A 21,305-nucleotide genomic window follows, 5' to 3' on the forward strand; every position below is an offset into this window, starting at 1 on the left:
ACGACAATCGCCCGGGACGCCCTGGTGGGAGCGAGGGGCTCATTCCCGTCAGAGGCGCGCGCGTGGGCAACTCGCCACGGGCCGGGCGTTGTGCTCCAGCGGCGTTTGGCCCAGGCTGACCGCGTGAGCCTGGCCCCGCTGTCCCCCCTCCCCGAGACACCCCGACGCGCGGGCTTCGCCCACCTCGCCTTCGAGCGCTCCGGCCCACGCACCGTGGTGCGCACCGCGCTCGCGCACAGCCCGCTGCGCCTGCTCACCCCGCGCAACCACGGCCACGCCGCGTGGGCCTACACCAGCTCGTTCGGCGGCGGACTCGTGGATGGGGACCACCTCTCGCTCCAGGTGGACGTGGCGCCCGGCGCCACCGCGTGGGTGTCCTCCCAGGGCTCCAATCGCGTCTACCGCTCGCCCTCCGGCTGTCGCAGCGACGTGTCGGCCCGCGTGGGCGAGGACGCGCTGCTCGCCTGGGTGCCGGACCCCACCGCGTGTTTCACCGGCGCGCGCTACAGCCAGACCCTCGCCTTCCAGCTCGCGCCCGGGGCGTCGCTCGTCCTCGCGGACCTCATCACCTCCGGACGCAGCGCCAGCGGCGAGCGCTGGGCCTTCTCGCACTACGCCTCCACCCTGCGCGTCCACGTGGGTGAGCGCGCCCTCATCGACGAGCGCTGGCTGCTGGACCCCACGCACGGAACGCTCCCGGAGCGCCTGGGCCGCTTCGAGGCCATGGCCACCCTCCTCCTCGTCGGCCCCGCGCTGGCGACCGTGCGCGAGGCGCTGCACGCCCGCATCACCGCGCTGCCCGTCACCTCGCGCGCCTCCCTCATCCCCTCCTCCAGCCCGCTGGGCACCCAGGGCCTGCTGGTGCGCGCCGCCGCCGTGTCCGTGGAGGAACTGGTGCGCACCACCCGGGACTGGCTCTCCTTCCTCCCCGCGCTGCTCGGGGACGACCCCTGGGCACGCCGCGTCTGAACCTCCTCCCTGGCGACGCCCGACACGTTGCACTAGTGTTGACGCGTCAAGTCATGGCGCCTTCGGGCCCCTGGGAGTTGGTCTCGTGCACCTGTCCCCTCGCGACGTCGACAAGCTGTTGCTGCATCAGGCGGGCTTCCTGGCCCAGAAGCGGCTCGCCCGAGGCGTGAGGCTGAGCTACCCGGAAGCCGTCGCCCTCATCGCCACGCAGTTGCTGGAGTTCATCCGTGACGGCAGGAGCGTGGCGGAGCTGATGGACCTGGGGCGGCGCTTCCTGGGACGCGCGCAGGTGATGGAGGGCGTGCCGGAGATGCTCGCGGAGGTGCAGGTGGAGGGCACCTTCCCGGACGGCTCCAAGCTGGTGACGGTGCACCACCCGGTGGTGGCCGAGCATGGGGATTTGGAGCTGGCGCTGTACGGCAGCTTCCTGCCGGTGCCCTCGCTGGAGCGCTTCAGCGCGCCGGTGTCCACGGGAGACGGAGTGCCCGGTGAAGTGCGCGTGAAGCCCGGCGACATCGAGCTCAACGCGGGCCGCGACACCCTCTCCCTCACCGTGACGCACCTGGGGGACCGTCCCATCCAGGTGGGCAGCCACTACCCCTTCTTCGAGACGAACCGCGCGCTCGCCTTCGACCGCGAGAAGGCCTACGGCCGACGCCTGGACATCCCCGCGGGCACGGCCGTCCGCTTCGAGCCGGGCGAGCGCAAGACGGTGCAGTTGGTGGCCATCGCGGGTGAGCAGGTGGTGCGCGGCGGCAACGCGTTGGGCAGCGGGAAGGTGTCCGCCGAGAATCTCGCGCGCGGAATGGAAGCGGTCCGTGCGCGAGGCTTCGGCCATGAGGGGGAGCGCGAATGAGTCGGAAGATGGACCGGCGCCACTACGCGGACATGTTCGGGCCCACCACCGGAGACAAGGTGCGGCTGGGCGACACGGGGCTGTGGGCCGAGGTGGAGCGCGACGCCACCGTCTACGGTGACGAGTGCAAGTTCGGCGGAGGCAAGGTGCTGCGCGAGGGCATGGGCCAGCGCGCGGGGGCTGGCGACGCGGACGCGCTGGACGTCGTCCTCACCAACGCGCTCATCCTCGACTGGACGGGCATCTACAAGGCGGACATCGGAATCAAGGCGGGCCGCATCGTCGGCATCGGCAAGGCGGGCAACCCGGACATCATGGCCGGGGTGACGCCGGGCATGGTGGTGGGCGTCACCACGGAGGCCATCTCCGCGGAGGGGCACCTCGTCACCGCGGGCGGGTTGGACACGCACATCCATTTCATCTGCCCGCAGCAGGCGGACGAGGCGCTCGCCAGCGGCATCACCACCTGGGTGGGCGGAGGCACCGGCCCCGCGACGGGCACGAAAGCCACGACGTGCACGCCGGGCATCTGGAACCTCCAGCGGATGCTCCAGGCCACGGACACGATTCCGCTCAACATCGGCCTCACGGGCAAGGGCAACACGTCCATGCCGGAGGGCCTGGTGGACCAGATTCGCGCGGGCGCCATCGGCCTGAAGCTGCACGAGGACTGGGGCACCACGCCGGCCGCCATCGACACGTGCCTCACCGTGGCCGAGGACGAGGACGTCCAGGTCACCATCCACACGGACACGCTCAACGAGTCGGGCTACGTGGATGACTCGCTCGCGGCCATCAAGGGCCGCACCATCCACACGTACCACTCCGAGGGCGCGGGCGGTGGCCACGCGCCGGACATCATCCGCGTGTGCGGCGTGGACAACGTGCTGCCCTCGTCCACCAACCCCACGCGGCCGTACACGGTGAACACGCTGGACGAGCACCTCGACATGCTCATGGTCTGCCATCACCTGGACCGTGAGATTCCCGAGGACGTGGCCTTCGCCGAGAGCCGCATCCGGGGCGAGACGATTGCGGCCGAGGACATCCTTCATGACCTGGGCGCCATCAGCATCATGTCCTCGGACAGCCAGGCCATGGGGCGCGTGGGCGAGGTCATCTGTCGCACGTGGCAGACGGCGCACAAGATGCGCGAGCAGCGCGGTCGGCTGAGCCAGGAGACGGGCGACAACGACAACCTGCGCATCCGGCGGTACGTGGCGAAGTACACCATCAACCCGGCCATCGCCCATGGGCTGTCCCACGAGGTGGGCTCGGTGGAGGTGGGGAAGCTGGCGGACCTGGTGCTGTGGCGGCCGGCCTTCTTCGGCATCCGTCCGGAGCTGGTCATCAAGGGCGGCTTCATCGCCTGGGGACAGATGGGTGACGCCAACGCCTCCATTCCCACGCCGCAGCCGTACCTGATGCGGCCCATGTTCGGAGCGCGGGGACGCGCGCTCGGGGCCACCAGCGTGGTGTTCGTCTCGCCGCGTGCGCTGGCGGAGGGGACGACGCGCGAGCTCGGTTTGACGAAGCGGGTGGTCGCGGTGAAGCGGTGTCGGGGGTTGAGCAAGCGGGACATGCGGCTCAACGACGCGCTGCCGGTCATCACGGTGGACCCGGAGACGTACGAGGTGCGGGCGGATGGGGAGCTGTTGCGGTGTGAGGCTGCGGTGAAGCTGCCGCTGGCGCAGCGCTACTCGCTGTTCTGACCGGGAGCCGCGCGCCATGGGCTCGTCCTGGAAGGTGCTTCAGCTGGCGGACTCGGGGTTTCCCACGGGGGGCTTCGCGCACTCGGGGGGACTGGAGGCGGCGGTGCAGGCGGGCGAGGTGCGCGGCGCGCCGGAGCTGCGCCGCTTCGCGCGGGAGCTGCTGTGGCAGGCGGGGTATGGAGCGCTGCCGCTGTTGAGCGCGGCGCATCGCGAGCCGTCGCGACTGCCGGAGCTGGACGCGCGCGCGGAGGCGTTCCTCACCAGCCACGTGGCGCACCGGGCGAGCCGCACGCAGGGCCGCGCGTTCCTGGACACGTGCGCGCGCATCTTCCCGGGGCCGGTGGGCCCACTGCGCGAGTCAGCGCGGGCGGCGGGGCTGGGCTTCCACCACGCGCCGGTGTTCGGCGCGGTGTTGAACGTGTTGGAGGTGGAGCTGGCGGAGGCGCAGCGGCTGCATCTGTCATTGACGCTGAGAGGCACGCTGTCGGCGGCGGTGCGGTTGGGCATCATCGGCACGCACGAGTCGCACCAGCTCCAGCATCAGGCGGCGACGTTGTTGGACACGGTGTGGGAGCGCTGCGCGGGGCTGGGGTTGGAGGAGCTGGCGCAGCCGTCTCCGTTGTTGGACTTGCTGGGTTCCACGCACGACCGGCTCTATTCGAGACTCTTCCTGTCCTGAGGTGAAGCGCACATGCACGACGATGACCACCGCGGCCATGGCCATGACGACGAGCACGACCACACGCATGAGGAGTGGGACCATCCGGGCCACTTCGAGGAGCGGGAGGAGCCGAAGAAGCGCGACTACCAGTCGAGGGCCTTCACCATCGGCATTGGCGGGCCGGTGGGCAGTGGGAAGACGGCGCTGGTGCTGGCGCTGTGCCGCAGGCTGCGCGAGCGCTACCGGCTGGGCGTGGTGACGAACGACATCTTCACCAAGGAGGACGCGGAGTTCCTGGTCCGCAACCACGCGCTGTCGCCGGAGCGAATCAAGGCGGTGGAGACGGGAGGGTGCCCACACGCGGCGATTCGCGAGGACATCAGCCACAACCTGCTGGCGCTGGAGCAGTTGATGGAGGAGCTGACGCCGGAGCTGCTGATTGTGGAGAGCGGCGGCGACAACCTGGCGGCGCAGTACAGCCGGGAGCTGGCGGACTACACGGTGTATGTCATTGACGTGGCGGGAGGGGACAAGGTGCCACGCAAGGGCGGGCCGGGAATCACGCAGTCGGACCTGCTCATCATCAACAAGACGGACCTGGCGCCGCACGTGGGCGCGGACCTGGGAGTGATGGAGCGCGACGCGAAGAAGATGCGCGGCAGCGGGCCCTTCGTCTTCACCCAGGTCACCAAGGACGTGGGCCTGGACGAGGTCGTCGAACACCTGCTCACCGCGTGGAAGCAGCGCACCGGGGCCCGCGCGTCCTGACCCGGCGGTTCATGATGCTGTGAGGGCGCTCGATGGAGCGTCCGACGAAGTGAACTCGCATCAAGAGGCTCCGCATGTCACCACGAGGGGTGCTTCCCCTGCTGCTCTTGATGGTGGTCGGCTGCGGAGGTGCGAGCAGAACCGTGCGCCTGGAGACAGTCTCGGGCGAGCCCATCACCTTCACCCCACGCCCCCATGACGTTGCGGTCGTGGAACTGGATGAGGACGACTTCACGAAGGCAATCGCGAGTCTGGGTCGGGGTGTGCGCAGGTCCGCACAACCTGGGTCGGCTGCTCGTCGGCTGTTGGGGCCCCCCTCGCATGAGGCTTACGCGAACGTGCGTGGACGCTTGGGCCTCGTGTCTATCGGCGACCACCCCAGCGAGGCCTGGAGGCCAGAAGCAGACTCAGTGCTGACGCGGGCTTATGGTCGCTGGTGCGAGCAGACGCAGCACGCCCGAGACTGCCTTCGGCTGCTGGAGGATGGCCCCACGCTCGACGAAGAGGCCAGACGCACCATCGCTCTTCATTTCGCCCTCGGCTCGGTCCTGCGGGAGACCCAAGAAGCGCTGGTTGAGATGGCGGACCCCATCGCGGTGCGGAACACGATTATGACTGCCATGAGCGTGTATCTCGGCCTCTGGTTGCTACCCGAGCCCGTGAGCAAAGGCGTGGCCGCCACCCTGACAGCATGTCTCATCGCATACTTGGGCATCGATACCGTCTGGAGCCTGATTGCAGGCTGGCAGCGCCTCGCGGAAGACGTCGGGCACGCCACGACCTTCGACGAACTGCGCGCAGCCGGCGAAAGCTACGGCGAGGTCCTCGGCGAGAATTCGGCACGTGTATTCATCATGCTCGCGACGGCTGCCGTGGGAAGCACAGCGGGGCTGGCAACCAAGGCACCAGGACTTCCGGGCTCCGTCCAGGCCATGCGACTGGCCGAGGTCCAGGGCGGTTTCCGCTTCGCGGCGCTCGCGGAGGTCGGCGCGGTGGCTATTCCCGCCGAGGGCGCAATCACCATCGCGCTCGCACCTGGCGCACTGGCAATGTCAGCCCGCGAAACGAGCGCCACCAGCATTGCTCCGGTCGACACAGAGGGCCCCTGGCATCACATTGCTTCCGACAAGTTCGGCACGTCCACCAACAACGGAGGCCCTTGGACGCCCAGGTATCAAGAAGTCTTCGACCGGGCGGGCATGTCGCTCGACGACGCGGCGAACCTGGTCCGAGTCCCCGGCCACAAGGGGCCTCATCCAAGGCAGTACCATGAAGAGGTCTACGAGCGACTGGACGAGGCCACCTCGACCTGCAAGAGCATCGAGCGCTGCCGAGAAGCGCTGACCAGGATTCTCGGGATGTTGGCTCGCGAGGTCGCGAAGACGGGGACACGACTCAACCGGTGGGTCACCCGAACTGAATGACGGAAGATTGACTTCATGCCGAAGCGGTTCTTCAAACTGACTGATGACGTGTACCTCGCCGGCCGGTGGGAACTGGGGCACCCGCTCGACCAGGAGGGCCAGAAGATTGAGGACCCATGGCGGTTCAGGAGCGGGCATCCGACTGAATCCACTGAGCGCATCCAGATTCCCGTCAAGCACCCAGGCAAGCCGCTCGATTACTCACACGCGGCATTCAGCCTCCCCGTCATCCATGCGAAGGCGGCACCCCTCTTCACCGCATTGGCACCCGACGACGTGCAGCTTTTTCCCGTGGAACTCGACTCCCCGGAACAACACTTCATCCTCAACGCCACTCGCTTGGTGAAGTGCATCGACGATACGGCGAGCGAAGAGGTGCGGTACTGGACTCCGGAGGATGGGTTGCCCGAGAAGGTGGGCACATACGCCTCGGTAGCCGGGATGCGCATCGACCCGATACAGGTGGGAAGCGCCAAGGTCTTCCGCACCTGGGGTTGGACGGTGGCCCTGGTTGTCTCCGAAGAAATCAAAGAGGCCATGGAGCGAGCGGGTATCACCGGCGCGAAGTTCACGGACGTGACGGGACCCGCGCGGTAGCCACCGTTTCCGTCGGGGCCGCCGCGAACCCTTCTCACGGTCCGAGGGGGCATGGCCCACATCAGTTGCCTTCCACCGTCCAGAGCCTGGGAGGCACTGTCGATGCGACTCAAATCACGGTGTCGCCATCCACCTGGAGAATCAGCGGATCTTTCTCACGGGCCGCGGGGTCATAGGCCACATCCAACACCGTGCCGGCTGTCAGCTGGCCGATGCGCTCACGCCCTTCCACGAAACGCACCTGCTCCAGGAGCCAGTCCTTGCCCGGCTCCCCTTCGTGCATCAGGAGCGACATTTTGAGGGTCGCCTCCTCCTGCGGGAACATGGACCCGGTGTCGACTTCGCGCAACGTGGCCTTCACCCGTCGGCCATGGGTGAGGATCCAGTTCCGCCTGTGGCGCTGCTTCCGGACCGCCTTGATGGCCAGTGCCCCCACATAGATGACCAGCAGATTGATGACGGCCCAAAGCCACGGATGGGGATGATCAAACATGGCGCCCCCTTCGAACAATGCGCCCAGGATATTCCCACCCAGGCCGTCAACACCACCAGGACACCGCGCCGCGCGCGGTTACTCGGCCCGCAACGCGACCAGTGGGGAGACCCTCGTCGCCCGTCGTGCCGGCAGATAGCAGGCCAGGAGCGCACAGAATGTCAGCAGCAACGACACCCCCACGAAGGTCCACGGGTCCGTCGCGGTGATGCCGTACAGCCAGCGCTCCAGCACCTGCGTGAGCACGAGCGAGCCCACCAGACCCAGCGCCACGCCCACGCAGGTGCGGCGAATCCCCTGCCGCAACACCAACCACAGCACATCCGAGGCCTGCGCACCCAGCGCCGCCCTCACGCCGAACTCGTGCGTGCGCTGCGCCACGGTGTACGCCATCACGCCGCCCAGTCCGAGCAGCGTCAGCACCAGCGCCACCGCCGCGAACGCGCCCAGCAGCAACGTCACGAAGCGCTGCGGCACCAGGGCCTCCTCGATGAAGCCCTCCACCGTCCGCGCTCCCGCCAGTGGCACCCCGGCGTCCAGCGCGCGCACCTCCGCGCGGACCGTGGCCAGGAGCGATAGCGGCTCGCTCGACGTCCGCAGGAACACCGTCAGCGCGTTGAGTGGGAACTGGGCATGAGGGACATACACCTCGGGCTCCGGCGGTGCGCCGAGCCCCTGGTGCCTCACGTCCCGCACCACGCCGACAATCTCCTTCGGCGCCTCGCCGCCCCACCCCAGCTTCAGCCGACGCCCCAGCGGGGCCTGTCCGTCCAGGTATCGCCGCACGAAGGCTTCATTCACCATCACCACGGAGGGGCTCGTCCGGTCATCGCCCACCGCGAAGTCCCGACCCGCGACACGGCCGATGCCCAGGGTGCGGAAGTAGTCGAGCCCCACGAAGCGCAGCCGCGCCTCGTCCTTGCGCACGGGAGCCCCTTCCACCTGCACGCTGGTGCCGTTGTTCATCCCGCTCAACGGGAGCCCCTCGGCGGTGCTCACGGAGAGCACGCCGGGCATCCCGCGCAGCCGGTCCACCAACCGCGCATAGAAGCCCGTCACGCTCGCCGAGCGCATCGGATAGCGGGACACGGGCAGGTCCAGGCTCACCGCCAGCACCCCGCGCGTCTCGAACCCCGGGTCCACGTGCGTGAGCCTCACCAGGCTGTTCACCAACAGGGCCGCGCCCACGAGCAGCACCAGCGCGAGCGCCGTCTGCGCCACCACCAGCGCACCGCGCAATCGCATCGCCGAGCGTCCACCCGTGGTTCCCCGAGCCGCGTCCTTGAGCGCCTCGCGAAGCCCCGGCTCCGTGCCACTCAGCGCGGGCACCAGCCCACACGCGAGCGCCGTGAGCAGTGAGAGCAACACCGCGAACCCCAGGGCGACGGCGTCCACGCGCACCTCGTCGAGCCGAGGCACCTCCGCCGGAGCGAACGCCTGAATCACATCCACGCCCCACACGGCGAGCAGCAGGCCCAGCGCGCCGCCCAGGGAGGACAGCACCAGGCTCTCCGTCAGCATCCACTGCACCACGCGCGCGCGGCTCGCTCCCAACGCGAGTCTCACCGCCACCTCACGCCGTCGCACCGTGGCACGGGCCAGCAGCAGATTCGCCACGTTGACGCAGCCGATGAGCAGCACACAGGCCACCGCGCCGAACAGCAGCAACAGCACCGGCCGGACGGGGCCGACCAGTCGCTCCAGCCCGGAGACGACCTCGACTCCGGTGAACGTGCCGCTGTCCGGATGGGCCGTCTCCAGCTCCTTCGCGAGCGCGCTCAGCTCCTGCCGCGCGGTCTCCACGGAGACGCCCCGCTTCAGCCGGCCCAGGGCCGCGTCGTAGCGCATGTAGCCACGGCTGGACGGAATGGTACCGCCGTACACGCTGGGCTCCGCGTCCACCGCCACGCTCACCCACAGGTCCGCGGGCTCGTGCAGCAGCGGGAAGCTGAAGCCCTCGGGCAACACACCGACGATGGTGAACGACAGGTCATCCAGTCGCACCACGCGCCCCAACACGCCCGAATCCCCCGCGCCCGCGCCAGGGAAGTGCTTGCGCCAGAACGCATGGCTCAACACCACCGGCCGTGCGCCCTCGGGCCCACCTCCGGGTCGGTCCTCCTCGGGGAGGAAGGTGCGCCCCAACAGGGGCGACGTGCCCAGCAACGGGAACAGGTCCGAGGAGGCGATGACACCGGTGACGCGCGTGGCCTCACCGTCACCGCTCAGCGTGAAGCGGGTGGACGTGTAGACAGCGAGCCGCTCGAAGGACGTGCTGCCCGAGCGCCAGTCGAGCAGGTTCGGATACGCGACTCCGCCCAGCTCACCCGGCTTCGCCTGCTGCACGACGACCAGTCGCTCCGGCTCGGAGTACGGCAGCGGGTTGAGCAGCACGGCGTGGAGCACGGAGAAGAGACTCACGTTCGCGCCGATGCCCAGCGCGAGCACCGCCACCGCCACCAGCGTGAAGCCAGGAGCGCGCCTCAGCCCGCGCGCGGCATACCGAAGGTCCTGCCAGACTGCCGTCATGCCGCGCGCTCCGTTCCGGGGATGCCGCTCCCCGGTATGGAATAAGCGTGCCACGGAGCGCCCCCCGCCTGGCACTCCAGCGGGCTCCTGGGCGCACCACTTATGGGACAAGCCAATCCCACCCGTGGAACACGAAGTGGGGCCTGCCAGCGCCTCACTCGCGCTTCGTGGTGCATGACGGACGGGGAGACGACGCCAAGGGCTCGCGCGGACCTCGCCGAAGCGTTGGGATGCGACCACTTCAGGTGAAGACTCCGGGGAGGACGGGTACCCACGACAGGAGAAATGGGCCATATCCGTCTTCGCGAACCCCCCTGAGACGACATCCTCCATGACCCTCCTTCATCTCGCGCGATGTGCCCTGCTCGGAACGCTGCTCTTGCTCACGGCCTGTGGCGACGAGGAGGACCCGTCGCCCGGTGACCCTGTCGACGCGGGTGTCCAGGGGCGCGACGCGGGAACAGATGCGGGGACCGATGGCGGGACGGATGCCGGGGCCGATGCTGGGCCTCCCATCGAGGTGCCCTCGATTCCCGCGCAGACGGTGACGCTGGGCGGGCAGTCCTACGTCGCCTATCAGCGCGCCGGGGACACGTTCCGCATCGTCTGTCAGGCGCCCTGCCCCATCGAGGAGTCGTACATCTTCGCTCGCTACGCGGGCTTCCGCGCGGTGAAGGACGACCTGCTGTCACTCACGGGGGTCGACGTGACGCCGAAGATGATGCCGGTGGACATCCACCTCGCCTCGGACAGCGTGTGCGGGAGTCCGGGCAACCTCGCGGGCGCGTCGTTCATGAACTCCACACCGGAAGGTCCAGGGCCCGGGTCGAACGTCTGCCTGTGGGAGTTGGAGGCATCGCGAGCACAGCCGCCCAACGTCCCGCGTCCCCTGACGGTGGAGAACGCGCTGGCCCGCGCGAACCAGGTGCTGGTGGCACACGAGTACGCGCACGTCGTGTTCTTCCTGCGCCATGAGGTCTCTCACGAGTGGTTCGTGCGCGCGGTCTCCTACCGCGTCAGCGGAGACGCCCAGAGCCTGTGTGATGCGACGAACGAGCTGTTCGCACCCACGGCCTGGAACCTGTGCCAGCAGCACGGGCTCGACTATCCGCAGCTCGCGGAGAGCGTGCGGCGAATCGACACGTTGTGGTCCAGAGGCGATGGGACGGAGGTCCTCTACCAGGGCGTTCCCCTCGCCACGTCCATGTACCAGTATCACCGCCTCCTGGACGGGCTCGCGGGCGAGGATACCTTCACGGGGCTGACGATGGCGGGAGAGCTGCGCCCGAACCAATGCGGTGACGTGGCGAGCTTCACCCCTGCCGGCGGCACTATCTCCATGTATGGAGGGCGAGTGCACTGGGAGCTTCCAGCGGGGGCCGTGGCCGAGGGTTTTCATGTCGGGCCTGGAAGCTGGCGCTCGGGAATGGTGGTGCCGACCGGGTGGGAATCGTTCGCCGGGACGCACAACTACTCCTTCACGTTCGGGGAAGAACCGCTCTTGAAGCAGGCTCGACTGACGGTGCGTTACGACCCAAGCCTCATGCCCACGGGCGCGTCCGAGTCCTCCCTCACGCTCTACTGGAAGCCCGCGGCGAGCATCGCGCAGGAGGTTCCGGGAGCGCAGGTGGACACGGCGGCGAACACCGTGAGCGGCACCGTGTCGCGGTTGGGGCGCTACATCGTCGCGCCGCGCTGAGTGCAGGTAGACGTGAAGTCCGGGTGCTACGCTGCCGGGCATCATGTCCTCGACCACGACGGGCTTCTGGGGCCCGAGCACTTCCACGGTGGATTGGTGCGAGACGAACTACCAGCACCTGTTCCACGTCGGAGAGCTGTTCAACTCGGCGTCCAGTCTCATCCTGGTCCTCACGGGGGTGCTGGGCGTCGTGTTGCACCGCCGGGTGTTGGAGCGGCGGTTCCTCCTCGCCTTCGCGTTGCTCGCGCTGGTGGGCGTGGGCAGCACGGCGTTCCACATGACGCTGCGCCGCGAGCACCAGATGCTGGACGAGTTGCCGATGCTCTATCTGGCCATCGTCATCGTCTACATCCTGCTGGAGGACCGGCCCCAACGACGGTTCGGGAGCTGGTTTCCGTGGGCGTTGTTCGGGCACGCGGTGCTGGTGACGTACCTGACGGCGTTCACCCGGGGCGCGGTGCAGTTCTTCCTCTTCCAGGTGAGCTTCGCGTCGCTGGAGTTCTTCGCGCTCGGGCGGACGTACTTCCTGCAGCGGCGCAGTCCGGACATGGCCACGAAGCGACTGTTCCAGCTCGGCATCGGGGCCTATGCGCTCGCGATTGTGTTGTGGGTGAGTGACATCCATTTCTGCCCCACGCTCAACGAGACGCTTCCGGCACAAGGCATCCCCAACCCCCAATTCCATGCATGGTGGCACGTGCTCGTGGCCTTCGGGTTCAACGCGCTCCTGCTCGTGATTGCGCGGGAGCGGTTGAGGACGCTGGGAAAGGAGTCCCAGCTTCGGGCCGTGCTCGGCGTGATTCCGCGAGTCCTGTTGCCTTCACGGCTCAGGGAGCAGGTGGCACCACCCTCGTCACGGGACGGAGCGAATCCCACCTGACGACAGGAGCGAGCCTACTCGTTCAGCCAATAGAGCTTGTCGCCACCCGACAGCGCTCGCTCCAGAAACTCACGGAAGGATGCGGCAATCGGCCGGCACCTGAGTGGATACGATTCGTGCCACCCATCCAGGAGTGGGTATCCGCCGTCACGAGGAGCGCTGACGTCGAGCAGGGCATAGTCCCCGTCCTGGACATCCACGAGCGCCCACCAGCCAGCAGGGCCCGCCGAGTCCTCGTCTCTTCCCCGAATCGCGATGCGTGCACGTCGAATCTCCGCGAGCGAGAGGATGCTGTAGCGCGCATCCGGCAACGGGTCGAAGAGCTCGGCACCATCACAGTGTTGATAGAAGGCGCGAAGTTCATCATCCAGGCGCCAGCCCACCCGTTCCTCGAAAGCGGCGATCTCCGCCCGCGCCGCGGGTGCATGCGGATGATGGACACAGGAGACTTCGGCGAGGAGTTCTTCCATCGTCATGGTCAGTCCACGTACGGCTTCACTGGGCCGATGGAGAGCCATCGCGGGTCCCTGGCATAACATGCAGGGTACGCGTCGTTGACGACCTTGTGCACCTCTTCGGGGAGGGGCAGCACGTTCGACTGCGCCGTGGGATGTCCGCCATGGAGCAGGTCGTGGATGTGGTGCCCCGGCCAGTTCCGGCCAGCGGTCTGTGGCCACTCGCCCAGTTCTTCTGCCCAGGTGCGCCGGAAGGTCTTCCGCACGTTGTCCCACTGGCGGCGAATCTCCTCCGCATTGCTGACCGTCGGGTAGTCACAGCAGCAGTGCGTCACTGCGAGGCGAGTGCCCCCCCTCGGCAGGCAAGCCCAGGAAGCGCCCCGTCCAATCCCCCCTGATGTCCGCCAACCAGATACAGCCGAGCAGCGCGTGCCCGGCCGTGGCACATCGTTGCTCACACCGCGCCATCCACTGCGCGTTGCATTGCCAGGGGCCGTAATAGATGGCCGTTCGCACCGAACCACCATCAGGCGTCGGCATCGATGGACCTATCCATTTCGCCGTGGCTGGTGTGGCACCAGCGGAGCTGATCGTGGCTGAGCCGCAACCTGAAATGACGAACAGCAGGAGGGACTTGCTCGCGCGAGACAAAGACCCGAGGGAGAAGGACACAGGGCGACATTGCCTCAATGAATTCGAGAAGACCATCGGGGAGACGCGCCTCGCGCGAGGTCGTGGTGGCACGCACCGCACCACGACTCCGCACCTCATCCCTCGTGACTACTTCTTCTTCGGAGCCGGAGGCACCGGAGCCGGCGCGGGCTTCGCGGGCTCTTGCGTCTGGATGCGCTTCACCACCTCATCCATGATGTCGTTCGGAATCGGAATGGACAGGTTGTACTGGGCAATCTTCCAGGTGGCGCCGTCCTTCACCAACACACCACTGCCCCGGCTTGGCCCCAGGTTGGGCGTGTCCAGCGCCTCGTCGAACCACGCCACCGCGCCGTCCTTCGACACGAAGATGTAGCGGGAGACCGCCTTGAAGCTCCACGCCTTGCCCTTGGAGAAGTACGGCTTCGCCCAGGCGCGGAACTCGTCGCGCGTCCACCGCTCCGTGGCATCCGTGCCCATGTAGACGGCGTCCGGCGTGAAGTACCCGAAGTAGCGCGCCTCGTCCGCGTCGGCGGCGGCCTTGTGCCAGTCGTCCAACACGGTGGTGATGGCGGCCTTCGGGTCCGAGGAGGCTCCCGTCACGGGAGCGGCGGCGAGCACGAACAACAACAGGGAGACAGTGGACACGCGGGGCAACCTCGTCGAAGAGAAGTTCGCGATATGAAGCGGCACGGCCCACCCCCGGGTCAAGACTCCGGGCGGGCCAGAAAGGCGTGAGTCGCGTGGTCCTCGAGAGCTTCCAGGTCGGTGAGGGGGATGTGCCCACGGTGCTGCTGCATGGCTTCCTCGGCTCGGGACGCAACCTGCGCTCCCTGGCGCTGGCGTGGAGCGCCGCGGACCCTCGGCGCCGCTTCCTCCTGCCCGACCTCACCGGCCACGGCACCTCGCCCGTCCCTCCCCCGAGCGCCGACCTCTACACCGTCGCTCGCGACGTGCTGGACACCGCCCGCGCCCAGGGCTTCAACGGCGCCCTCGACTGGGTGGGCCATTCGCTCGGCGGTCGCGTCTCACTCGCCGCCAGCCTCCACGTCCCCGAGGCCGTCTCCCGCGTGTCGCTGCTCGATATCGCCCCCGGCCCCGTGCCCTACGACTTGTCCGACAGCGGCATGGTGCTGGGCATCCTCCTCCAGGCCCCGCCCCAAGCGAAGGACCGCAGGGAGATGCGCGCGACGCTCACCAGCAAGGGACTGTCCGACGGACTCGCGGACTGGCTGGTGATGAATCTGATGGCGGACAGCGACGGCGTGCGCTGGCGCTTCGACCGGCAGGCCCTCGCGGAACTGCACTCACGCGTGAATGGCACGGACCTGTGGACCGCGGTGGAACGCAAGGACCGTCCCCCCATGCGGTGCATCCGAGGAGGCCGCTCGCGCTACGTCTCCGACGAGGAGGCCGCCCGCCTGGAGGCCGCCGGTTGCCCGGTGACGACGCTCCCCGGTGCGGGACACTTCGTCCATGTGGACGCCGCGAAGGAGCTGCTGGAGTGGCTGCTGCGCGACTGAGGCCCGCGCGTCAGATGCGCACACCCATGAACAGGCCGGGCCACATGCGCGTACCCGAGGGCCCGCGTCCCGTCTGCCACTGGGGCATCCACGTCATCCCCTTGTCGGGGTTGTCCTCCGGCGGCGTATAGGCATTGAGCGACACGCCGCCGAAGAGCGCGAAGCGACGCTTCAGCTCCCAGCCCACGCTGCCGCGCAGGCGATAGAGGTTGTTCTTCGTGCCTTCACCGAAGAGCTTGGGCTGCCAGCCGCCGAGGGAGAGGTCCACGTCCGCGTAGTAGCGGTCCGCGTCGCCGAAGGGCAGGTGCACGCCCACGCCCAGCGACGTGACGGTGCGCCAGGAGTCGTCTCCCTCCAGCCCCTTCATGCCGATGCTCGCGAGCACGTGCACCGTGCGGCTGCCGTACTTCACGCCGACGGACAGCGGTGTCACTTCGTCCGTCCAGATTTCGAAGGCGATGCGCCCCTTGCGCACCAGGCTGAGCAGGCCGATGGGCACCGACACGTCATCGGCGATGTTGATGAGCCCGAGCTGCACCCCGCTCACATTGCCCGCGACGTTGATGAGGCCCACCTGCGCGCCCGTCACGCTGCCCGCCAGATTGAAGACACCAATCTGCGCGCCCGTGAGGTTCTCCACCATGTTGACGCCGCCGACGAGCTGGAGCCCATGCATGTCCGCGTCCGAGCGATTGCCCACCGCGGCGAGCTGGAACCCGGAGAAGGAGCGCTCCGAGTAGTTGATGATGCCCCCGAGCTGCACGCCCGTCGCCCCACCGAAGGCGAGGTTGCCACCCGCCGCGAGCTGGAGTCCCAACGCCTCGCCGCCCGTGACGTTGGCGATGCCCGCCAGTTGCACGCCCTCCATCGTCCCATCCACCCACCCCAGCCCCGCCGCCGCGCCCACCCCTCGGAGCTGGAACGAGCGCACCGCCAGCCCACCCAGCGCGATGTTGTTGAGGCCACCACCGCCCCAGAACGCGCTCGTGGACAAGGGCGGCACCAGCGACAGGTTGATGGGCACGGAGGGCATGTCCTCCAGCGCTCCCTCGCGAGCGAGCGGCGCATCCGACGGCACGGTGCCACCCCGCGCCGCCGTGCGCGTCAGCGTCACCGGCACGAAGTCACCGACGCGCAGCTCCGCGTCGCCCTTCGTCCCCACCAGCAGCTCCGCCTCGAAGCGCTGCGTGGGCCGCTCCAGCGTGACGTGGTAGCGCCCCGCCTCCAGGCCCAGCGAGAGCCTTCGCCCCGCCGGCTTCTGCAGCTCCGCCACCAACTGGTTGCCCCAGTCGCGCACGAAGAGGCGACCCTGCACCTCCTCCGCCACACGCAGGCGCGCGTTGGAGCCGCGCAGGTCCGTCATCACCAGGTCGCCACTGCCCGCGAGCTGGATGTCATAGGCCGCGTGCTGCGGGCCCCCCTGCGAGCGCTCCGTGCGCGCCAGCGTCTCGTGGAAGGCGAATTGATACGCCTCGTGCAGCGTGACGCGTCCATCCCCCGTGGTGTCCGCCGCGCCGCGCAGGCCCGTCACCAGGAAGTGCGTGAAGAAGGACGCGCCGATGGTATCCGACTCCTGCGCCACCTCGTCCGCGGAGCTGGAGGCCAGGTACGCATGGCCTCGCACCTGCGCGGAGACGTCGGTGAGGAATGACGGACGCCGCAGCCCGCCCTTGAAGCGGGTGAGCGCGCCGGAGCCACACGAGTCCAGGATGGCGATGCGCACGTCCACCGGCACCAGGCCCATCAGCCTGCGCAAATCGCCGTAGGTGACGCGCTCGCCGCGCGGCAACAGGCCATCCGCGTCCGAGTGGCCCGAGTAGTACACCACCAGCTCACGCCGCACGCCGGGCATGGCCGCGCCGTCCACCAGCGTCTTGAGCCGCTCCAGCGCGGACAGGAGCATGTCCCGGTCCGCCTCCAGCAGCAGCACGCGGTCCGCCGGGGCCACGCCGCCCAGCTCTTCCAGCACGCGCGACATGGCCAGCGCATCGGAGCCCGCATAGCGCAACCGCTCGCGCCCGGGCCCGCCCTCGCTGGAGCCGACGACGAGCGCGAAGCGGCGCAGCGCGGCGTCAGGCTCCTCCTCCTGCCGAGCGGCCCGTGAGTCCGAGCCCCACGACACCAGCACCACCGCGGCCAATACGCTGGCCACGCGTCCCCACCCACGCGCTGTGCTCCGGCTCATCATCCGCTTCCCACCCCGCTCCAGCCTCGGCCCGGCCTCGCGTGAGCACCGAGGGCATACCCCGGATGGCCGCCCCCTTGCGAGCCATCCCCACGGCGTTACGGCGTCCAGCGGGCCTTGCGGATGAGCCAGGTACTGCCTCCTCGCCCGTCTCTCGCCACGGCCCAGAAGGTGACCTCTTGAGCAACGCCATCCTTCTCCGGAGGCTCCCACTCCACGCGATGCCGACCGGGCTCGCCATTGAAGTCCGCGCCGCCCGTCTCCTCGTCCGGGATTTCTCCCAGCGATGCGTGCCAGCTGATGGACCAGGCCTCCTTGAGCGACACGGCCTCCCGACGGAACCCGGGCACCACGTAGGACTCCTCCAGGGCGGACACGTCCTCGGCCGTAATCACGAACGGCCCCTGTCCCGTCAACTCAGGCAGCGCCTCCTCCGCCCACGGCTCGCCTTCCAGGCGCAGCCCCTGCAACTCCGGCTGCTGGTTGGGCGCCATGCCCGGCACGAGCGGACAGGAGAACACCATCAGCTTCTGCGCGTAGATGGCCTCGCTCCCGGCGGTGAGGTTCAGCACCAGCGGCATGCGCAGTCCCCCGAAGCCCTGGTAGGGGTCCGCCTGTCGCACCTTGTCCAGGAGCAGCGTGCCGTCCGGCAGCGTGCTGGCACCGGGCCGGATGGGCAATACCAGCTCGCCCGCCGTCGTGGTGCCCTGCGCCAGTTGCACGCGCGCGGCGGTGTTCTCACAGAGGGAGTCCTCCGGGTCCGCGCAGGCCCACAGGGTGTAGGCGATGGAGCGCCCCTCGCCGAGGGGGTCCACCACCAGCGCGCGGTAGGACACCTCGTCGGTGAGGACCTCCAGGGCCTCCGCGGTGAGCTCGCACGTCGGAGCCATCAGCTCCGGGCGCTCCACGGCGATGCCCAGCACGCGCAGGTCATGCACGTTGGACGGCTTGTCATCGGGGTCGACACAGGCGACGGCGCCCAGCGTGAGCAGCAGCCCCGCGTTCTTGAGCCAGGTGTTCATCAGAAGCTTCCTTTCACGCCCAGCACGGGGAGGATGGGGATGCCCGGTATCTCCATCTCGTTGCGATACCGGTAGTCATTGAAGACGAACTCGACGTTCTCCGCGTTGTAGAGGTTCTGCACGTCCATGTAGAGCGCGAGCGTCCAGTTGTCGAAGCGCCAGCCCTTCTCCACCCGGACGTCGAGCTGGTGGAACGTGGAGGTCCGCCCCGAGAGATGGCGGCCGTACGTGGGCCCGTAGTTGTTCGAGTCCGAGTTGTAGACGTCATGTGGATGCACCAACGGCGTCGTCGGACGCCCGGTGGTGAGACGGAAGCGTCCGCCCAGCTCCCAGCCATTGCCCAACACGTAGTTGGCGACCAGCGTGAGGATGTGGGTCTGGTCCCACAGGCTCAGGCCGTAGGTCTCCTCGTTCGCGACGGGAGGACCATCGTCGCCGAAGGCACCGTCCACCCGGGGCTTGGCGCCCGCGCGACCGTCCTCCGCGTGGCTGAGCGTGTACGACAGCCAGCCGTACCACTTGTCCGTGGCGGCGGCGCGGTCCTTCTTCACCATCAACTCCACGCCATAGGCCTTGCCGATGCCCGCGTTGACGAAGCGGTCCTGCGTGAAGCTCCCGCCTTCGGTGGGCCGCACATCACCCGGTGCCACCACGTTCTCGAAGCGGCGGTTGAAGAAGCCGGTGACGTCCACGTTCCACACGTCCCCCAGCCTCTGCTCCACGCCGAGGCTCGACTGGAACGCGCGCTGGTAACCCAGCAGGGGGTTGCCGTAGGGGGAGAAGATGAACTGGAAGGTATCCGCCGGCTGGCTGTAGAGACCGAGCGAGCCCTTGAGCGAAGTGCGCTCGGTGGCCGCGTAGCGGACCCACAGCCGAGGGTCCAACAACAGATTCCGCGTGCCGCCCACCTTCTGGAGGTTGCCGCGCACGCCCGGCGTCACGGTGAGCGGGCCCCACTTGAAGTCCGCCTCGGCGAAGAGCGCGCCGTCGAAGCCGTTGATGGTGAGCTTCTCGTGGATGAGCTCCGCGACGGGGTCATTGCCCGGGAAGGGCACGTACTCGGTGCCCTCCGGAGAGGGGGCCTGCACGTCGACCTTCACGTGCTCGAAGTAGACATCCAGACCGGTGCGCAGGGTGAGCGTGTCGGACAGCTCCAGCGCCACCACCTCGCGCGCGCCCAGCGAGTAGATGGAGTCGTTTTCGATGTACTGGCCGAAGCTGATGTCGAAGTAGTCCACGCCCACGTACGGCGTGAAGACCGTGGTGAGCGGGCCCTTGCGGTACGTCCAGTCGCCCTTCACACGGTGGAAGACGGTGTGCGTGTCCAGGGAGATGTCCCGGTTCTGCTCCTCGCCTCCGGACACCAGGCGCAGCTTGTCGTCGCTGCCGAAGGCCATGATGTAGCCGGTGCTGCGCGCGGCTCCCGGCTCCGGCGTGGAGCCACGCGGCGCGCCGAAGTCCACGCGGAGCTGGTAGTCCCAGTACACGGGGACGATGGAGAGCGTGGAGCCCTCGTCGTCCGGAAGCACCAGGGGCAGCAGCGTGTCGATGTACGAGCGCCGCGCGGAGGCCGCCACGCTGATGCCCTCGGTGATGGGCGCCTCCAGGAAGAAGCCCGCGTCGAGCAGGTCCACCTTCACGGACCCGTGCACCGTGTCCGCGGCGCCCTTGCGCGTGGCCACGTCCACCACGCCGCCCACCGCGCGGCCGTACTGACTGCCGTAGCCGCCCGGGAAGAAGTCGAGCGAGTCGATGAACTCGGCGTTGACCACCGACGGTCCACCGAGCAGGTGGAAGAGGTTGGGGATGCGCACGCCGTCCATCAGCGTCGCCGTCTGGCCCGGGTTGGAGCCGCGCACCAGCAAGTCGCCGGAGATGAAGGGCGCGCGCGCCACACCCGGCAGCGTCTGGAGGACGCGGATGGGGTCGCCGAAAGTACCCGGCGTCTTCTGTGCCTCCTCACGCGTCACCGTGCGGCGGACCACTTCCTTCTTCGGCCGCTCGGAGCGCACCACCGTCTCGAAGGCGCTCCCGGCCGGAGCCAGGTAGAAGTTCACCTCCGTCGTCTCGTTCGCCTTCAGCATCTCCTTCGTCTGGTAGAGCTGATGGCCGGAGGCGATGACCCGCACCGCGCACTCGCCCGGAGGGACCTCCAGGGTGAACCGGCCGTCCACGTCGGACACGGCCTCGGCGGCGTCCGCGTCGTCACCGCAGCGCACGGTGGCGCCGGCCACGCGCGAGCGACTGCCTCGCGAGATGAGCTGACCGGTGAGCGTCGCCTTGGGCGCCTCGGGCTCGACGGCAACCTGGCCTTCGGGCGGCGGGGGCGCGTTGAGGGTGAAGTGGTAGACGTACTCCACCTGCACCGGCGCGGGCACGCCGTCGACCTCGGCGGGCGTGAAGCGGAACTGGCGCACGGCGGCGATGGCCGCCTCGTCGAAGCCGTGGCCCGCGGGCTCCGTGGACTGCACGTCCGTCACCGCGCCGTCCTCGGCGATGGTGATGATGAGGCGCACGGAGGCGGTGAGGCCCTGGGCGAGCGCCTCTGCGGGGTACTGGGCTTCGACCTGCTGCACCAACGCTGGGGGCTTGGTGATGGTGGGCTGCGCGGCCGGAGGTGACTCGGCGGCGGGGGCTCCGGGTTGCGGCGCCTGCGCGAGCGCCGGGGTCGCCACCCAGAGGGAAGCGGCGGCGAGCGCGGCGCGGGCTTTCACGTTCGAGGACATGGGGCTTTCAAGGACAGGGGCGTGAAGGGAGTCGGGCTCCCGCCGACAAAGGGACGGAGTGAAGGCGTGCTGGAGGAGCCGGCGAGCGTGGACGGGCCGTGGATGTGGAAGGGGCCCACCGGTGCACTCCCCCGCTCCGGCCCTCTCTCGGCGGG

19 protein-coding genes are annotated in these 21,305 nt (G+C 68.7%); 10 read left to right on the forward strand and 9 right to left on the reverse strand.

Translation table 11 applies throughout. The features are described from left to right. Positions 1-123 precede the first annotated feature (123 nt). From G4D83_RS04005 to G4D83_RS04035, 7 genes are all read left to right on the forward strand, one after another. Entirely contained in the window at positions 124-969 is an 846-nt protein-coding gene (locus G4D83_RS04005) for an urease accessory protein UreD (RefSeq protein ID WP_338041901.1), read from the forward strand. 85 nt (positions 970-1,054) lie between these two features. Then, positions 1,055-1,825 (forward strand): urease subunit gamma, encoded by a 771-nt coding sequence (gene ureA / locus G4D83_RS04010; protein ID WP_163863011.1) that lies wholly within the window; start codon positions 1,055-1,057, stop codon positions 1,823-1,825. Then, a complete protein-coding gene (ureC, locus tag G4D83_RS04015) occupies positions 1,822-3,537 on the forward strand; it encodes an urease subunit alpha (protein ID WP_163863013.1) in 1,716 nt (571 codons plus the stop codon). Before ureA ends, ureC begins: the two co-directional genes overlap by 4 nt. A 16-nt stretch (positions 3,538-3,553) precedes the next feature. Next, complete coding sequence (locus tag G4D83_RS04020) at positions 3,554-4,216, forward strand: urease accessory protein UreF (RefSeq protein ID WP_163863015.1); 663 nt, start codon at positions 3,554-3,556, stop codon at positions 4,214-4,216. Positions 4,217-4,228: 12 nt separating this feature from the next. Continuing rightward, positions 4,229-4,966: an urease accessory protein UreG gene (gene ureG / locus G4D83_RS04025; RefSeq protein WP_163863017.1), complete on the forward strand. Its 738-nt coding sequence runs from the start codon at positions 4,229-4,231 to the stop codon at positions 4,964-4,966. Positions 4,967-5,040: 74 nt separating this feature from the next. After that, complete coding sequence (locus tag G4D83_RS04030) at positions 5,041-6,390, forward strand: AHH domain-containing protein (protein WP_163863019.1); 1,350 nt, start codon at positions 5,041-5,043, stop codon at positions 6,388-6,390. A 15-nt stretch (positions 6,391-6,405) separates the two neighbouring features. Then, positions 6,406-6,987 carry an imm11 family protein gene (locus G4D83_RS04035; RefSeq protein WP_163863021.1) on the forward strand — a complete coding sequence of 194 codons (582 nt, stop codon included), beginning with the start codon at positions 6,406-6,408 and terminating at the stop codon, positions 6,985-6,987. Between the two features lie 109 nt (positions 6,988-7,096). Here the strand turns inward: G4D83_RS04035 and G4D83_RS04040 are convergent, their stop codons facing one another. Both G4D83_RS04040 and G4D83_RS04045 read right to left on the reverse strand, forming a co-directional pair. Then, positions 7,097-7,480 (reverse strand): hypothetical protein, encoded by a 384-nt coding sequence (locus tag G4D83_RS04040; RefSeq protein WP_163863023.1) that lies wholly within the window; start codon positions 7,478-7,480, stop codon positions 7,097-7,099. A gap of 78 nt (positions 7,481-7,558) precedes the next feature. After that, the gene (locus G4D83_RS04045) at positions 7,559-10,009 is read right to left on the reverse strand and encodes an ABC transporter permease (RefSeq protein WP_163863025.1); all 2,451 of its coding nucleotides are present in this window, start codon (positions 10,007-10,009) and stop codon (positions 7,559-7,561) included. 331 nt (positions 10,010-10,340) lie between these two features. Between G4D83_RS04045 and G4D83_RS04050 the strand changes: the two genes are divergently transcribed. Together G4D83_RS04050 and G4D83_RS04055 are read left to right on the forward strand one after the other, a co-directional pair. Next, a complete protein-coding gene (locus G4D83_RS04050) occupies positions 10,341-11,708 on the forward strand; it encodes a hypothetical protein (RefSeq protein ID WP_163863027.1) in 1,368 nt (455 codons plus the stop codon). Between the two features lie 43 nt (positions 11,709-11,751). Further along, on the forward strand, positions 11,752-12,588 hold the full coding sequence (locus G4D83_RS04055) for a ceramidase (RefSeq protein ID WP_163863029.1): 837 nt from the start codon (positions 11,752-11,754) through the stop codon (positions 12,586-12,588). A 14-nt stretch (positions 12,589-12,602) separates the two neighbouring features. Here the strand turns inward: G4D83_RS04055 and G4D83_RS04060 are convergent, their stop codons facing one another. From G4D83_RS04060 to G4D83_RS04070, 4 genes are all read right to left on the reverse strand, one after another. Further along, on the reverse strand, positions 12,603-13,064 hold the full coding sequence (locus G4D83_RS04060) for an SMI1/KNR4 family protein (RefSeq protein WP_240356136.1): 462 nt from the start codon (positions 13,062-13,064) through the stop codon (positions 12,603-12,605). A 2-nt stretch (positions 13,065-13,066) separates the two neighbouring features. After that, the gene (locus G4D83_RS45860) at positions 13,067-13,378 is read right to left on the reverse strand and encodes a hypothetical protein (RefSeq protein ID WP_240356137.1); all 312 of its coding nucleotides are present in this window, start codon (positions 13,376-13,378) and stop codon (positions 13,067-13,069) included. Next, positions 13,359-13,583, reverse strand: coding sequence for a hypothetical protein (locus tag G4D83_RS45865; RefSeq protein WP_240356138.1), 225 nt, complete (start codon positions 13,581-13,583; stop codon positions 13,359-13,361). Before G4D83_RS45865 ends, G4D83_RS45860 begins: the two co-directional genes overlap by 20 nt. A 240-nt stretch (positions 13,584-13,823) precedes the next feature. Next, the gene (locus tag G4D83_RS04070; protein ID WP_163863031.1) at positions 13,824-14,342 is read right to left on the reverse strand and encodes a nuclear transport factor 2 family protein; all 519 of its coding nucleotides are present in this window, start codon (positions 14,340-14,342) and stop codon (positions 13,824-13,826) included. A 95-nt stretch (positions 14,343-14,437) separates the two neighbouring features. Here G4D83_RS04070 and G4D83_RS04075 point away from each other — a divergent pair, with 95 nt between their 5' ends. Next, complete coding sequence (locus G4D83_RS04075) at positions 14,438-15,217, forward strand: alpha/beta fold hydrolase (RefSeq protein WP_163863816.1); 780 nt, start codon at positions 14,438-14,440, stop codon at positions 15,215-15,217. 10 nt (positions 15,218-15,227) lie between these two features. On the opposite strand, the gene G4D83_RS04080 is transcribed toward G4D83_RS04075, so the two are convergent. From G4D83_RS04080 to G4D83_RS04090, 3 genes are all read right to left on the reverse strand, one after another. Beyond that, entirely contained in the window at positions 15,228-17,405 is a 2,178-nt protein-coding gene (locus G4D83_RS04080; protein ID WP_163863033.1) for a caspase family protein, read from the reverse strand. A gap of 95 nt (positions 17,406-17,500) precedes the next feature. Further along, entirely contained in the window at positions 17,501-18,424 is a 924-nt protein-coding gene (locus G4D83_RS04085; protein WP_163863034.1) for a hypothetical protein, read from the reverse strand. Beyond that, positions 18,424-21,150, reverse strand: coding sequence for a TonB-dependent receptor (locus G4D83_RS04090; protein WP_163863036.1), 2,727 nt, complete (start codon positions 21,148-21,150; stop codon positions 18,424-18,426). Before G4D83_RS04090 ends, G4D83_RS04085 begins: the two co-directional genes overlap by 1 nt. Positions 21,151-21,305 lie beyond the last annotated feature (155 nt).

This window comes from Myxococcus eversor (genome assembly GCF_010894455.1).
In the GTDB taxonomy this organism is placed as follows: Bacteria; Myxococcota; Myxococcia; order Myxococcales; family Myxococcaceae; genus Myxococcus; species Myxococcus eversor.

Bases quoted from the DNA above. Each gene is read 5' to 3' on its own strand.
- ureC (WP_163863013.1), top strand. From the start codon at position 1,822: ATGAGTCGGAAGATGGACCGGCGCCACTACGCGGACATGTTCGGGCCC.
- G4D83_RS04020 (WP_163863015.1), top strand. From the start codon at position 3,554: ATGGGCTCGTCCTGGAAGGTGCTTCAGCTGGCGGACTCGGGGTTTCCC.
- ureG (WP_163863017.1), top strand. From the start codon at position 4,229: ATGCACGACGATGACCACCGCGGCCATGGCCATGACGACGAGCACGAC.
- G4D83_RS04030 (WP_163863019.1), top strand. From the start codon at position 5,041: ATGTCACCACGAGGGGTGCTTCCCCTGCTGCTCTTGATGGTGGTCGGC.
- G4D83_RS04035 (WP_163863021.1), top strand. From the start codon at position 6,406: ATGCCGAAGCGGTTCTTCAAACTGACTGATGACGTGTACCTCGCCGGC.
- G4D83_RS04040 (WP_163863023.1), bottom strand. From the start codon at position 7,480: ATGTTTGATCATCCCCATCCGTGGCTTTGGGCCGTCATCAATCTGCTG.
- G4D83_RS04045 (WP_163863025.1), bottom strand. From the start codon at position 10,009: ATGACGGCAGTCTGGCAGGACCTTCGGTATGCCGCGCGCGGGCTGAGG.
- G4D83_RS04050 (WP_163863027.1), top strand. From the start codon at position 10,341: ATGACCCTCCTTCATCTCGCGCGATGTGCCCTGCTCGGAACGCTGCTC.
- G4D83_RS04055 (WP_163863029.1), top strand. From the start codon at position 11,752: ATGTCCTCGACCACGACGGGCTTCTGGGGCCCGAGCACTTCCACGGTG.
- G4D83_RS04060 (WP_240356136.1), bottom strand. From the start codon at position 13,064: ATGACGATGGAAGAACTCCTCGCCGAAGTCTCCTGTGTCCATCATCCG.
- G4D83_RS45865 (WP_240356138.1), bottom strand. From the start codon at position 13,583: ATGCCGACGCCTGATGGTGGTTCGGTGCGAACGGCCATCTATTACGGC.
- G4D83_RS04080 (WP_163863033.1), bottom strand. From the start codon at position 17,405: ATGATGAGCCGGAGCACAGCGCGTGGGTGGGGACGCGTGGCCAGCGTA.
- G4D83_RS04085 (WP_163863034.1), bottom strand. From the start codon at position 18,424: ATGAACACCTGGCTCAAGAACGCGGGGCTGCTGCTCACGCTGGGCGCC.
- G4D83_RS04090 (WP_163863036.1), bottom strand. From the start codon at position 21,150: ATGTCCTCGAACGTGAAAGCCCGCGCCGCGCTCGCCGCCGCTTCCCTC.